Here is a 13,703-nt window from a genome sequence, read left to right as displayed (position 1 = left end):
CTGTTGGCCGCCTAGTCTGGAAACCCTGCATGGAAACCCTGGAATTCATCATTTACCCCGATGGTCGGGTACAGGAGAAAGTCACCGGTATCATCGGGGCCTCCTGTGCCGAAGTGACCGCCGCCATCGAAGCACAACTGGGGCGGGTCATTAGCCGCGAGGTAACTTCCGAAAACTTTGCTCGGGCCCAAGCGGATCGCGAGGCCTCGATCGAAGCCCAAACAACCTTCAGCGAGTGGTAGCACTCTGGGATTTCTAAGGCGCAGCTTTCGAGCCATTCGGGAGCGGCGCTTTAAAAATTTCAGCCGCGCTTGCTCCGGGGGGTCTGCATCGTTCAACCCGTTCAGATCGCTGTTAACGAAAACCACCATGTCGCACTTTAGCCAAATCAAAACGCAACTTCGCAACCTGACTTCCCTGAAAGCCGCTCTGACGGATCTGGGCATGGATTGGAAAGAAGGCCCCGCCACCGTGCGTGGTTACCAGGGGCAAACGGAAACCGCCGACGTGGCGATCGAGCAGCCCAACGGCTACGACATCGGCTTTGCCTGGAACGGCCAGGAATATGCTCTGGTGACCGATATGCAATTTTGGCAACTGAACGGCTCGGTCGATCGGTTCCTGAAGCAAGTGACCCAGCGCTATGCCTTCCACACCGTGATCAGCAGCAGTGCTGAACAGGGCTTTCAAGTGGCCGAGCAGGTCAAGAATGAGGACGGATCGATCCGTCTGGTGTTGCAACGCTGGAATGGTTAAGGTTCGTTAAGGGAGAGGCTTTGATCCTTTCTGCGCAACGACTCAACCGGCCGCGTCGTCTCCATTGTCTAGCGCTGGCTTTGCCCAAAGCAGTGGCGATCTCGCCAGATTTTCTCGCTTGCGATCGGGGCAGGTTCTCAGAGTCCAAACTCGGAACTTGCCCCGATTTGTTTTTTCCGATTGTCGGCTTGCTATGCCACTAGAGGCAGAAAAAACCATGGATCAGGAACCACAAGCACCAATGGAATCCGCAATGGAATCCGCAATGGAATCCGCAATGGGATCCACCGACCTGGCGGGCAACAATGACGCGGGCCCAGGGTTTGCGCCAGAGCTGGGCGGTGCATTGCGTGGCCTGGGCGATCGCACCGGATTGGAACCGGAGCTAGGCGGTCTGGTGCGCCAAAAAGGCGTGTATGTGGACGAAATTACCTGCATTGGCTGCAAAAACTGCGCCCACGTAGCCCGCAACACCTTTTACATTGAGCTGGAATATGGCCGGGCCCGAGCCATTCGCCAAGACGGCGACCCCGAGGAATTAATCCAAGAGGCGATCGACACCTGCCCGGTGAACTGCATCCATTGGGTCCCCTTTGCGGAACTGAAGCGCCTCGAAGAAGAGCGGCGCTATCAAGAAATTCCCACGGTGGGCTTCCCGATCGATAAATCCGTGATTGCGGCTAATTTGCGTCGTCGCAAGGAAGCGGCCAGAAAACGGCGATCGGAACAGGGTTAAACAACCATTACAACCCACCATTACAACCCGCCATCACAAGCCTGAGTCCACGATTCAATGGTCGATCGCCCCTGATCCACGGGCTGGCCCCGTTTCCCGAAGCTCCTGTGTCCCGAAGCTCCTGTGTCCCGAAGCTCCTGTGTCCCGAAGCTCCTGTGTCCCGAAGCTATGGTTCCTGAACCGCGAGTGAATGAACCCATGGCCGATCGATCGATGGTGGATCACCCCAGGGCCGATCGACCCAGGGCGATCGTCATTCGCCCCGGCTTGCCCAGCGACGCAGCGGCAATTGCCCGACTTTTTCACGATACGGTGCGAGAAATTAACAGCCGCGACTACAGCCTTCAGCAGGTGAAAGCTTGGGCCCCGGATGATTTGTCGTTTTGCAACTGGGCTGAACGCAGCCAAACCCGCTGGACAATCGTGGCGGAGGATCAGTCAGCCCCCGATCGCGACCTGATCGCGGGTTTCTGTGAATTGGAACCCGATGGCCATATTGATTGCTTTTATTGCCACAAAAACTATCAACGCTGTGGTTTGGGTCGGCAGCTTTACCAGGCCCTAGAAACCGAAGCACTCGATCGTTCTCTTCAACAATTGCAAGTTGAATCCAGCATCACAGCACGCCCTTTTTTTGAAGCGATGGGTTTTGTTATGCTCTCTCCGCAGACCGTAAGTGTTCGAGGCGAAAGTTTTGTGAATTACAAGATGATTAAAGCGCTCAGTCCAATCCCCAAAAGCAGCATAATCTAAGATTTAAAAAGACAAGAGTCGCATTACTAAAATGCGATATTTCTTGATGAGAATTTAGACATTAATGATGGAAAATTTTGTGATTAAAAAATTCAACAATTAGTCAATTGATTTTAATTAAATCAATTCACTTATAAACTGACAATTACAAATTGGGCATTGATTCTCAACACCTGAGTTGGAAATTTAATTATAAATTTTGTCAATTGCTGGGGTTGAATTCTAGCAATAGAGAAATAGGCGTGCTACCTTGAAAGTCCGAAAAAACTCGTAAATTAGTTCGAGCATTTCAAATCATTGACCTTGCTGATTACCTTGCCCTGTCACGATCTTACCCCCCAATCTCGATACGTTGGTATCAATTTAAACCAGAAAATCTGTATTGATCAATCCTGGTTGCTCTGGCGTTGCTTGTAAAGCGGCCTGTGAAAGCAAAATCTCGAGGCTATGAATCAGAGAAAAAATAAAATAATCCTAAAAAAATTGAATTGCCGTCCATTGTCATCCATTGCCATCTGTGGTTGTAGTTCGTTTTGGATGACCGATCGACCCTTGGCTCAAAGTAAGCCTGCCACTCACTAATCCTATTCTCTTCATTGCTGAAACTGATGGCTCTAAAATGATGGTTCCAAAAAAAATTCGATCCAAACAGCTTTCACAATTTTTGTTGGTTTGTGCATTTGTTCTAAGCCTGGTGATTCATGGCTGCTTGGCCGGCGGAAATCGCGAGCTACCAACCTTGCGAGTGGGGATGAATAATTGGCCCGGCTACATGGTTGCTCTTTATGCCAAAGAAGCGGGCCTCTTCCAAAAACGCGGTCTCCAGGTGGAGTTAGTGCGCTTCACCAATCAGCAAGATAATATTCGGGCTACCATTCGCGGCTCATTGGATGCCAGCTTTGTGCCCCTGTGGGAGGCAATGCAGGTAGACCCGGGGAACGATCGCCCGGCCTATGTGATGGTGGCGGACATTTCCCATGGTTCCGATGGAATTGTGGCGCGATCGTCCGTGCCCTCGGTGAAAGATTTGCGGGGCAAAACCGTGGCGGCCAAGTTGGGAACCGTCAGCCATCTGATCTTGCTAGAGGCTTTGCAGTCTCAGCAACTGAAACCAACGGACGTGAAAATTAAAGATGTTTCCAATGATATTGCCGTGCAGTTGTTGGCCCAAGGCGAAGTGGATGCGGCAGTAGTTTGGGAGCCATTGCTGAGTGAAACGGCGGCCAAAATTAAAGGCAAAGTGATTTTTACCACCAAAGATGTGGACAGTTTGGTGATTGATGGATTGGCCACGCGGGCTAGCTTTGCGGCGGATCATCAAGCGGAATTAACCCAACTCATGTTGGCTTGGTTGGATGCGATTCATGCGGTGGATACCCAGCCCGATCGCGTGTTTGCCAGCATTGCGCATCAGTTGGGCCAAACGCCAGCATCCGTTGCTAAGGACTATTCTGGCCTGCTGAAGGGTGGAGTTGAATTGAATCGCCGGATGTTTGAGGGTCGTCTTGAAGCCGCCAAAAATGAAATTGTGCAGTTGCTGAAGTTAGACCCGCGCCATCGCCAGGTTATTCGTGAAGATATTAAGTTTGATCGTGGGCCGATGATGACTGCAATTGAACAATGGAAACCCTAATTTCAAGCCAAAACCCAGACCAAAAGTCCGGGACAATCATCATTACCCCATCGCCCAAATCTCCCAAAACAGTTGCCCCTGCCCGCAGCTTGGCTCGGCAGCTCCTCAGCAAGCTAGGAATTTCCTTGATGGCGATCGGGGTAACTATTTTGGGCGTGAACTATCAGCTCATTTCGGCCCAATTACAAAACCAAATGGGCAAGCGGGCCTTTGCCATTACCCAAGGGTTGCAGTTTGCGACGGAAGGACTGCTGGAAATTAGTCAAGAGAGCATTTTGCGGCGGGTAGTGCAAAACTATGCCACCTTGCCAACGGTGTTGGAAATTGCCATTTTGCGACCCGATGGCACGGTTTTAACCCATAGTTCCGGCTTCCTAGAAAACCAATCCTATGCTGCGAAATATCCTGCTCTGGCGGAACCGATTCAAGGGGCAGCCGCTTCAGGGGTTGAAGCCAGTTACCCCATGCAATTGCAGGGGCGATCGGTATTGGTGAGCCTGATGCCCTTTAGCAGCACACTTTTTCAGGTGCAAGGGAAACGAGGGTTGGCCGTGGTGATGCTGGATCAAGAGCAAACGGCCTTGGAAATTCGCCAAAGTTTTCTGACTTCCATGGTGACTTGGGGGGCTGGCATCATTGGCATTTTGGGTTTGGGAACTTTGCTGTTGCAGCGTCTGGTGTTGCGGCCTTTGAATCAGCTTCAGCAGGCGATCGGGATTAGCCAAGCAGGCATGACTTTCACCTTGCCTCCGCAAATGCCTGATCATGAAATTGGCTTTTTGGCAAAAACATTTGAGCAGATTTTTACCCAAAATATTGCCTTGCTGAATCAAGCCCAACAGCAAACAGTAGCCCTGGCCAAAGCCAAAGAGGCGGCGGATGTGGCCAACACGGCCAAGAGTGAATTTTTGGCCAATATGAGCCATGAATTGCGAACACCGCTGAACGGCATTTTAGGCTATGCCCAAATTCTCCTGCGATCGCGCACCATGACCCAAAAGGAGAAGCACGGGTTAACGGTGATTTACCAATGTGGCTCTCATTTGTTGAATTTGATTAATGACATTTTAGATCTGTCCAAAATCGAAGCGCGAAAGCTAGAAATTTTGCCCGCTCCGGTGAATTTTCCAGCATTTTTACAAAGTGTGATCGAAATTTGCAAAATCCGTGCCGAACAGAAAGAACTGAATTTTATCTATGAAGCCGATCACCCTCTACCGGAGGGGTTGCTGTTGGATGAAAAACGCCTGCGTCAGGTGTTGATTAATTTGTTGGGCAATGCCATTAAGTTCACCGATGCGGGATCGGTGACGTTGCAGGTGCAATGGGTCGATCGCCCCTTGGCAACCGCCACAAACCCCCACCAACCAGCACAACCTTGCTTGCGGTTCGTGGTTCGAGACACGGGCATTGGCATGAGTGCCGATCAGTTGGGGCGTTTGTTCACGGCCTTTGAGCAGGTGGGCGATCGCCGCAGAAATGCCGAAGGAACCGGCTTGGGTTTGGCCATCAGCCAGCAAATGGTGCAGTTGATGGGCGGCACCATTCAAGTACAAAGCACCTTGGGAGTGGGGAGTATTTTTTCGTTCCAGTTGTCATTCCCAGAAACCGATCGCTGGCAAGTGCCGCTGCTGGAGTCCCTCAGTCAATTGGTGGTGGGCTATGAGGGGGCAAAACTCAATTTGTTGATTGTGGACGATCGCCCCGAGAATCGATCGGTGTTGGTGGCATTTTTAGAGCCGCTGGGATTTGGTTTGACCGAAGCGGAAAATGGGCAAGCGGCCTTGAACTATTTGCGATCGCAGAGTCCCAATCAACTCCCAGATTTGGTGATTACGGATTTAGCTATGCCTGTGATGGATGGCTTTGAAATGCTGAAAAAAGTCCGCCATGATCCGCTGCTTTGTCACTTAAAAATCTTGGTTTCTTCTGCTTCTGTGACGCAACTCGATCGCCAAACCAGCATCGAAGCAGGCGGTGATGATTTTTTAGCCAAGCCAGTGCTAATGGCAAATTTGCTGGACAGTTTACAGCGCCATTTGGGTGTGGTTTGGCGCTATGAATCGGAGGCTGCTGCTGCGGATTCCCAGTCCACGATAGCCCATTTAACGAATGAATTCGCCGAACAAAAAGCAATTCATTTACCCGATCGGGCAACCCTGGAAAATCTGCTAGATCTGGCCCAGCGGGGACGCTTAAAACAACTCTTGGCAGTCATTGACCCCCTGCAAACCCAAGATCCGCAAATGCAATCCTTCTGGAAGGAACTGCGATCTTTGGCGAAAACCTTCCAAGCGGAACGGATTGAAACCCTGCTGCAAACGGCCCTGGCCAGTCAAGATCAATCACTGCCCAGCGAAGAGAAAACTGGGCCGGCCATTGCTGGGTCAGCCATTACCAGTCAGCCATCAACCTTTGGAGAGTTCTCATGACCAATATGCTATCGGGTTTGATTTTGATTGTGGATGATACGCCAACGAATTTGGATGTGGTTTGTGAAGCGTTGAGCGATGCGGGATTTGAGGTGGCCATTGCCACCAGCGGTGAACGGGCGCTGCAGCAGGTGCAACGAGAACTGCCAGATTTGATTCTCTTGGATGTGATGATGCCGGGAATTGACGGGTTTGAAACTTGTCAGCGCTTGAAGGCCGATCCCTTGACTCGATCGGTGCCAATTATTTTTATGACCGCGCTTTCGGATACGGATAGCAAAATTAGGGCCTTAGATTTAGGAGCAGCGGATTACATCACAAAGCCCTTCCAAGAACAAGAGGTACTCGCAAGGGTCAAAACTCATTTGCAAATTCGATTGTTGACCAAACAATTGGAGCAAGATTTGGATCAAAAAAATGCGGCTCTGCAAGCTTCCCAATTGCACCTAATTCAAAGTGAAAAAATGTCTGCCCTGGGAAACCTGGTGGCAGGGATTGCTCATGAAATTAATAACCCGATCGGGTTTTTACGGGGCAGCATTGAGCACATTCAAGACTATGTAGAAGATTTGATGGAGCATTTGGACTGTTATCAACAGACCTACTCGGAAGCGAGTGCCCAAATTTTGGATCATGCGGAAGATATTGAGCTGGACTTAATTCGCGAGGACTTACCGAAAATCCTGGATTCCATGAAGGCCGCTAGCCATCGCATTGCAGAAATTAGCACCAGTTTGCGAACCTTTTCGCGATCGGATAGTGACAACGAAGATGCTCAGGTCTTGGCAGATATCCATGAGGGCTTGGACAGTACCCTGTTGATTTTGAAATACCGCCTGAAAGCAAGCGATCGCCGCCCAGAAATTTTGGTTCAAAAACTGTATGGAAACTTGCCGGAAGTGCCTTGTTTTCCGGGACAGCTCAACCAGGTTTTTATGAATTTGTTGGCTAACGCGATCGATGCCTTCGATGAAGCCACCCATCAACAATCCTCTGTGGAATTGGCAACTCGGCAGCCAACCATCACAGTCGAAACCCTCCTAGCACCCGATCAACAATCGGTGGAAATTTGGATTCGTGATAATGCCTTTGGAATGAGCGAGGCGGTGCAGCAGCGCATTTTTGATTGGGCTTTCACGACCAAAGGTGTGGGTCGCGGCACGGGGTTGGGTTTGGCGATCGCTCGCCAAATTGTGGTCGATCGACATCAGGGCGAGCTGACGGTGAACTCAACCTTGGGAGAAGGCAGCAGTTTCTGTTTGCGGTTGCCGCTGCCCTCAATGTTTTCTGATCTGACTTGGAGCAGTGGCGCGATGATGGGGATATTGTCGCCCAGCCCGTTGGTGGAGTCCCATTGTTCTTGAGGGCCACCGTTTTTGCTTAATTAACCGAAAATCGTCCCTGTGGATCTGGCTCCGATCGTTCAACAGGAATCGTCCAACCTTCCTCGATCTCCAGGGATTCCAGCACCCAGGGAGATTGTTTCGGGGGTTCCACCTTCGGATAGAGAGTCAGCACCTGTTCCAAACCCAGGCGCGATTGGGCGGCGGTGCTGAGGGGCGATTGTCGCTCCCGATCGAAATGTTCACCAGCCGCACAGGCAATCATGGCCGCATTATCGGTGCAGAACTTCATGGGCGGGAACAAAACCCGTAGCCCCAAGGGTTCCGCCGCCGCCGCCAGGGTTGCCCGCAGGCCACGATTGGCCGCCACCCCACCCCCGATCGCGATCGTCGAAAAGCCCAGATCCTGCGCCGCCGCGATCGTCCGCTTGGTGAGGGCATTCACCACCGCCGTTTGGAAGCTGGCGGCCAAATCCGCCAAGGGCAGCTCAGGGGATTCCGCTTGCAGTTTTTGCACCAATCGCAACATGGCCGTTTTCAGGCCGCTGAAGCTGCAATCGTAAGGATGAAAGCCTCCGTCCGGCAACGAAACGCGCCCTTCGGGCAACTTGAAAGCCTTGGGATTGCCCTCGGCCGCCAGGCGATCGATCACGGGCCCGCCCGGATAGCCCAAGCCCATCAGTCGCGCCACCTTGTCAAAGGCTTCCCCCGCCGCATCATCCCGGGTTTGACCCACCGTTTCATAAACACCCGAGCCGCGCACCGCAATCAAGCTGGTGTGGCCCCCAGAGACCAACAGACACAGGAATGGCGGCTGCAACGTTGGCTCCATTAAATAGGAGGCGCAGATATGTCCTTCTAGATGATGCACCGCCAAAAAGGGTTTTTGGTGCAGCATGGCCAGGGTTTTGCCCGCCGTTAGCCCCACCAACAGGGCCCCAACCAAACCGGGCGCACTGGTGGCGGCCACCGCGTCGATCGCCCCCCAATCGAGACCCGATTCCTGGAGCGCTTGGGCGATCGTCCAATTAATCGTTTCCACATGGCCCCGGGAAGCCACTTCCGGCACAATGCCGCCGTAGGGCTGGTGGAGGGCAATTTGCGACGAGACCACATTGGCCAGCACTTGACGATTCTTTACGATCGCCACCGCCGTCTCATCACAACTTGTTTCAATTGCTAAAGCAGTCGCCATCGTTGGGAATTTGGCTGATATGGTGAGGGGCAGTATTGGCTATTTGTTGAAGTCTAACTGGTTTCGGCCGAAGACTTCAAACGCGCCCTCTGCCTAGCCTTGCGCGGTCTGGTGTTCCTCCTTAAAGGGATCCAAACCCACGGGGCGATCGGGCAAAGTTCTCGCGACAAATTGCCGTGATTTGTAACAGAAACGTATTGTTTCATAAAGAAAGGAAACAATCTATGCGTCAGTTGTTTGCAATTGCGCTAGCGGTTTGCCTCTGGTTTGGGTTTGCTGCCCCGGCTAAGGCAGATTACTACGCTAACCTGACCCCCTGCGGCCAGAACGCTGCCTTCGTGAAGCGCGCCAAAGCAGCCACCACGCCCCAGGCGAAAGCTCGTTTTGAAAACTATTCCACTCTGCTGTGCGGTGAAGAGGGTCTGCCTCACTTGATCACCGATGGCAACCTGTCTCACCTGGCAGAATTCACGATCCCGAGCTTGGCTTTCCTGTACATCGCTGGCTGGATTGGCTGGGCTGGTCGTTCGTACCTGCAAGCCATCAAGAAGGGTGACAGCCCCGAAGAAAGCGAAATCATCATCAACGTGCCTTTGGCTGTGAAGTGCTCCTTGGGTGGTGCGGCTTGGCCCGCAGCGGCCTTGGCTGAATTCAGCAGCGGCAAGTTGTTGGCCAAAGAAAGCGAAATTACGGTTTCGCCTCGCTAAACCCGGTTGGTTTACCGGGGTGCGGTAAGGGCACAGGTTTATGGTGACAAATCGGATGACGACCCCGATCGGTCAGCCTCCGTTGCTGGCAAACAACTGATTCTGTGAGCGATCGCCTGGGGCTGGGAGGCACAACCAACCGACCCGGTGATCGCTTCCCTGTTATCAGCGATCGCCCCGTTTCCGTTCCCGCCTGGGCCATGGCCGATCAACCCCCACTCCCCTGTTTTTAGAGATCTGGATTCGGAGACCATCCATGAAAGACTTGCAGCGCTATTTGTCCTCGGCTCCCGTGTTGGCAGCCGCTTGGGTTACCTTCACCGCTGGCCTGTTGATTGAATTCAACCGGTTCCATCCGGATTACTTGGTGCCGCCCTTCTAAATAAAGGGCGATCGCAGTTTGGGCGTTGGGTTGGGCCTGCCAAAGGGCAGCCAGAACACCGGCCCACGATCCAAACAACCAGTTTTGAAAACGCTTTGTCCCGCTGATTGCACGCTTAACCTCTAGAGGGAAAACTATGGCTTTGGACGTGGTTTCTCATAACGGCGATCCCCAGGTCGGCGATCTGGTGACTCCGATCTCCGGTTCTGGTTTTACGAAGGCTTTGATTCAAAATCTGCCGGCCTACCGCAAGGGCCTGTCGCCGATTCGTCGTGGTTTGGAAGTGGGCATGGCCCATGGTTATTTGCTGTTTGGGCCCTTTGCCTTCACGAGCCAATTCCGCAACACTAGCTACGGCACTTTGGTGGGCTTGATTGAAGCAATTATTTTGGTGACGATTCTGTCGTTGTGCCTGTCGGTCTATGGCAACGTGACGACCAAGGCTCCTTTGGCCTCCGTGGCCGTGTCCGAAGTACCTGCTGAGTTGGGCACGAAGGAAGGCTGGAGCGAGTTTGCTGGCGGCTTCACGATCGGTGGCATCGGCGGCGCGGCCTTCGCTTACGCGGTTTATTCCGTGGTGCAGTCGGGCGTGTTCCAAACCTTTGCGAACGGTCTGTAATTGACCCAACGTTAGGTTTTCGCTCTGAAAAAGGCGGTGGTCTTGGTGGCCATCGCCTTTTGATTTCTTGATTTTGGGTTAATCAACGGTTGTTGAGGAATTTCTAGGCGCTGATTTTTGAATTCCTAGTAGTTTTGTAGTTTTGTAGGTTGGGTTGAGGGGCGAAACCCAACAGAAACAAAGCTTGTGTTGATTTTTGAATCCCTAGGAGTCGATCGCGGCGGGTAAATCCGCCAGCCAGCCGGCCGCCCGTTGCCCATTGCTGGGGCCGCTGGCCAACCCCCAAGACCCGGTTCCCGTGATCACAAACCCGTTGGGGCCACAGGGAGCCACCGTTGATTGGCCATCCGCATGGACTGGCCGCGCCCCCACCCAGGGTTGCAGAGCCGCCAACGCCGCCCAATCTGGGGATTCAGACTCCAAAGTGGGGGAGCCATGGAGCGCCCACAGTTCCGGAAAGAACTGCGCCGCCGCCCTCAGTTGCGATCGCAAGGCCCAACGTGCGCCGGGGTGCTGTAAATCCAGGGGCCGATCGACCCCGGGATAAAACTTGCAGCCGCCGATCCGAATTTCCCAATCTCCAGCGGCGGCTCCCAGAGCTTCCGGGTGGAATCGATCGAGCCGACGCGGATCCACAACATCCAGAGGAATGAGCCGATCGCCCCAGGCCGCGGCCCAGGCGCGATCGATCCAATCAGTAGCATCCCCGCTCATATCCAATGCCAGGCGATCGAGCGCCCGCTGCTGATCTAACCAATCGAGAAAAGCCGCCGCCGGAATCAGGGTGGGGCTGATCACCAACGGCCCGGCGCTGCCGTCCTGTTTCCAGGCCCGGCGGGGAAAAGTCAGGCCCTGAGCGATCGCCGATCGGGGAATGGCGAACGTGATCGATGTGCCTGCGATCGGGAAGAGCGGTTGGCTCACCGCGCCGCTTTGTTCCAGCAGCGGATCAAACCCCGTGGCAAAGATGAACCGATCGGTCGCGCGACCGAGGGTGATCGCCTTGCCCCCGTGGTGGGCCCGCAATTGCTGGATTTGACCGCTGGCATCTCGATCGATTCCGGCAATTTCCGTGTTCAGTTGCCACTGAATCCGCCCCATTTGATTCAGCCGATCGGTTAATTCCGCCACCAATCGGCCCGCATGGATTGCGCCCCCCGGTTGCCGGGTAATTTGGCCCGCAAAGTCCGCCGCTCCCAAAAAAGGAGCCAAACCGGGATTCAGGGCCAAGGCCTCCGCCACCGACACCAGGGCCGCCACGGAGCGATCGCCCGCGGCCCGATGCAGCCGCGCCACCTCTTGGCTAGCCTTGGTGGCGGCTTGGGAACCCTGATAAACCCGCAGTTTCGCCCCCAATTGCAAACCGGTGCGGGCCGCCAAAGCGGGATCCTGTTCCGCCAGCTCGCGCCAAAGGTGCAAATTGCGGAACCCCAATTGCAGCATCGCCCGCTCCCGATCAGCTGCTTCGGGTTCCTGGGCCCAGGCCCGCTCCAAAAATGCCCCGATCGCAGCTCGATCGGCCCCTTGGGCCACAAACCCCGGATAAGCATAGCCCCCTTGATCCATGGGCGTTTCAAAGGCTTGGGCCAACTGAGCGGCCGTGAGACCCCCGGCCACCAGCCCTTCGGTGGCCGTCAAGCTGCGCCCATTGCCCGCCGTCAGGCCCGCCCCCGGCGTGGTGGCGCGATCGACCATTACCAAGGGCAGTTCCGTTTGGCCCGTTTGGCGAATGGCCCAAGCGGTCAACAAGCCCGCCACGCCCGCACCGACGATGTAGACACGACGGGCGCGAGGCCCAGTGGTGCGATCGACAGGATTCAACAGAACAGAGGACATGGCAACAACTTGGGGTCTAGGGGATGGGAGCAGGCGGGTCGATCGGGCAGGTGATCGAGTGTAATGAATTTAGAATAACTATTCAACGATGAATCGATGAAAGCTTCAAGGGTTAAACAGCAATCACCATGACCGTTGGCAACGGCCGCTGTAGCCCGAAACTCATTTTAAAAACGATCGCCCCAACGATCGCCCATTCACGCCGCTGCCCAATCGGCCTAAGGTTGCGGCTCCGTCACCGGAGCAATCGCCTCGAACAACGCCGAATAGTCCGTGTTGCCCAACCCCAGAGCGATCGCCCGTTCCACCACCGCCCGCACCGCCTGCACCGGAGCCGTCTCGATTCCTTGGGATCCCGCCGCCTGGGTGAACAAGTCCAGATCCTTCAGCAGATGCTTCGTGGGGAAATTGGGGCGATCGAAGTCCCGATCAAGCATCCGTTGCAACTTCTTGTCAAAGGTCGGCGCATAGAGGGCGCTGGGTCGCAAAATCTGCAAAAAGGTCTCAACGGCAATCCCTTCCCGCTGCACCAGAGCCAAACTGGCCGCAAACGCCGTCGTCAGCGACCCAATCAACTGATTCATCGCCAACTTCAGGGCCGCCGCCGACCCCACGGGCCCCACCAACAGCGGCTCGGGGCCAAAGGTTTGCAACCAAGCCCGATCGCGATCGAACTGTTGCGGCGTGGCCCCCACCATCAACAGCAATTTGCCCGCGCTCAGTTCGGGAATGCTGCCCAGGACGGGCGCTTCGTAATAGTCACAACCCAAAGCGGTTAACTCAGCGCCGATCGCCCGGCTTTCCTCCGGGGCGATCGTCCCCATTTGCACCACGGTTTTGTCCGCCAACAGTGCCCCGATCACCCCTTCCAGCAGCACCGATCGAATCGCGGCCCCATCCGCCAGCCACAACACCACCCGATCGGCCGGGGCGATCGCCGCCGCCAAGTCCGTCGTGGCGCTCAGGCGATCGATCCCTTGCAACGGTTCCAGAGCCTCGGGCGATCGATTCCAAGCCACCACCTCCTGCCCCGCTGCTGCCAGCCGCCCGGCCGCAGCCCGACCCATTAACCCCATGCCCAACACGGCTACTACAGTCATTGCGCTTACTTTTGTTCTGAGCGATTAGTTTGCGTGATCCTTAAGATCGCATCAAACTGCTGAGAAAATATGAATCCTTAAATGTCAATGATCAACTGAATCGATCATCCCGTAGGTTGGATGGAAGTAAGGCTAAATTGTTATGAAATGGTTGATTTTTCTCCCATACACCGAAAATTTTGACCACTCAACCGATCGACCCGGTTGGAGG

General features: G+C 54.3%; 14 protein-coding genes and 1 pseudogene. 12 read left to right on the top strand and 3 right to left on the bottom strand.

The features are described 5' to 3' along the window. The first annotated feature begins 29 nt into the window (after positions 1 to 29). The 8 genes and pseudogenes from VPK24_RS00335 to VPK24_RS00300 all read left to right on the top strand — a co-directional run bounded on the left by VPK24_RS00335 (position 30) and on the right by VPK24_RS00300 (position 7,674). Entirely contained in the window at positions 30 to 242 is a 213-nt protein-coding gene (locus VPK24_RS00335) for a DUF2997 domain-containing protein (RefSeq protein WP_099532398.1), read from the top strand. A 127-nt stretch (positions 243 to 369) separates the two neighbouring features. After that, complete coding sequence (locus tag VPK24_RS00330) at positions 370 to 756, top strand: DUF1257 domain-containing protein (protein WP_393009694.1); 387 nt, start codon at positions 370 to 372, stop codon at positions 754 to 756. Between the two features lie 265 nt (positions 757 to 1,021). After that, the gene (locus VPK24_RS00325; RefSeq protein WP_393009692.1) at positions 1,022 to 1,492 is read left to right on the top strand and encodes a 4Fe-4S domain-containing protein; all 471 of its coding nucleotides are present in this window, start codon (positions 1,022 to 1,024) and stop codon (positions 1,490 to 1,492) included. Positions 1,493 to 1,660: 168 nt separating this feature from the next. Further along, positions 1,661 to 2,245: a GNAT family N-acetyltransferase gene (locus VPK24_RS00320; RefSeq protein WP_393009690.1), complete on the top strand. Its 585-nt coding sequence runs from the start codon at positions 1,661 to 1,663 to the stop codon at positions 2,243 to 2,245. A gap of 619 nt (positions 2,246 to 2,864) precedes the next feature. Continuing rightward, entirely contained in the window at positions 2,865 to 3,878 is a 1,014-nt protein-coding gene (locus VPK24_RS00315) for an ABC transporter substrate-binding protein (RefSeq protein WP_393009688.1), read from the top strand. Next, entirely contained in the window at positions 3,866 to 6,310 is a 2,445-nt protein-coding gene (locus tag VPK24_RS00310) for an ATP-binding protein (RefSeq protein ID WP_393009686.1), read from the top strand. The genes VPK24_RS00315 and VPK24_RS00310 overlap by 13 nt, the downstream gene beginning before the upstream one ends. Beyond that, positions 6,307 to 6,681 (top strand): annotated as a pseudogene (locus VPK24_RS00305) (response regulator); the annotation flags it as partial. The gene VPK24_RS00310 and the pseudogene VPK24_RS00305, both read left to right, overlap by 4 nt. A 93-nt stretch (positions 6,682 to 6,774) precedes the next feature. Beyond that, on the top strand, positions 6,775 to 7,674 hold the full coding sequence (locus VPK24_RS00300) for a sensor histidine kinase (protein ID WP_393009890.1): 900 nt from the start codon (positions 6,775 to 6,777) through the stop codon (positions 7,672 to 7,674). A gap of 16 nt (positions 7,675 to 7,690) precedes the next feature. On the opposite strand, the gene tsaD is transcribed toward VPK24_RS00300, so the two are convergent. Then, positions 7,691 to 8,848 (bottom strand): tRNA (adenosine(37)-N6)-threonylcarbamoyltransferase complex transferase subunit TsaD, encoded by a 1,158-nt coding sequence (tsaD, locus tag VPK24_RS00295; protein ID WP_393009684.1) that lies wholly within the window; start codon positions 8,846 to 8,848, stop codon positions 7,691 to 7,693. Between the two features lie 224 nt (positions 8,849 to 9,072). Between tsaD and VPK24_RS00290 the strand changes: the two genes are divergently transcribed. The 4 genes from VPK24_RS00290 to VPK24_RS00275 all read left to right on the top strand — a co-directional run bounded on the left by VPK24_RS00290 (position 9,073) and on the right by VPK24_RS00275 (position 10,556). Further along, a complete protein-coding gene (locus VPK24_RS00290) occupies positions 9,073 to 9,555 on the top strand; it encodes a Photosystem I reaction center subunit III (protein ID WP_393009682.1) in 483 nt (160 codons plus the stop codon). A gap of 104 nt (positions 9,556 to 9,659) precedes the next feature. Beyond that, on the top strand, positions 9,660 to 9,788 hold the full coding sequence (locus VPK24_RS00285; protein ID WP_393009680.1) for a hypothetical protein: 129 nt from the start codon (positions 9,660 to 9,662) through the stop codon (positions 9,786 to 9,788). Positions 9,789 to 9,811: 23 nt separating this feature from the next. Continuing rightward, positions 9,812 to 9,937: a photosystem I reaction center subunit IX gene (psaJ, locus tag VPK24_RS00280; protein WP_099532391.1), complete on the top strand. Its 126-nt coding sequence runs from the start codon at positions 9,812 to 9,814 to the stop codon at positions 9,935 to 9,937. A gap of 136 nt (positions 9,938 to 10,073) precedes the next feature. Then, positions 10,074 to 10,556 carry a photosystem I reaction center subunit XI gene (locus VPK24_RS00275; protein WP_099532390.1) on the top strand — a complete coding sequence of 161 codons (483 nt, stop codon included), beginning with the start codon at positions 10,074 to 10,076 and terminating at the stop codon, positions 10,554 to 10,556. Between the two features lie 204 nt (positions 10,557 to 10,760). On the opposite strand, the gene VPK24_RS00270 is transcribed toward VPK24_RS00275, so the two are convergent. Further along, positions 10,761 to 12,392 (bottom strand): FAD-dependent oxidoreductase, encoded by a 1,632-nt coding sequence (locus VPK24_RS00270; protein ID WP_393009677.1) that lies wholly within the window; start codon positions 12,390 to 12,392, stop codon positions 10,761 to 10,763. A gap of 218 nt (positions 12,393 to 12,610) precedes the next feature. Continuing rightward, positions 12,611 to 13,492, bottom strand: coding sequence for an NAD(P)-dependent oxidoreductase (locus VPK24_RS00265; protein WP_393009675.1), 882 nt, complete (start codon positions 13,490 to 13,492; stop codon positions 12,611 to 12,613). Between the last annotated feature and the right edge of the window lie 211 nt (positions 13,493 to 13,703).

Origin of the sequence: Limnothrix redekei LRLZ20PSL1 (assembly GCF_043235035.1) — a bacterium.
In the GTDB taxonomy this organism is placed as follows: Bacteria; Cyanobacteriota; Cyanobacteriia; order CACIAM-69d; family CACIAM-69d; genus CACIAM-69d.
Note: the sequence above shows the minus strand (reverse complement) of the source record. Positions and strands in the feature narration are given on the sequence as shown.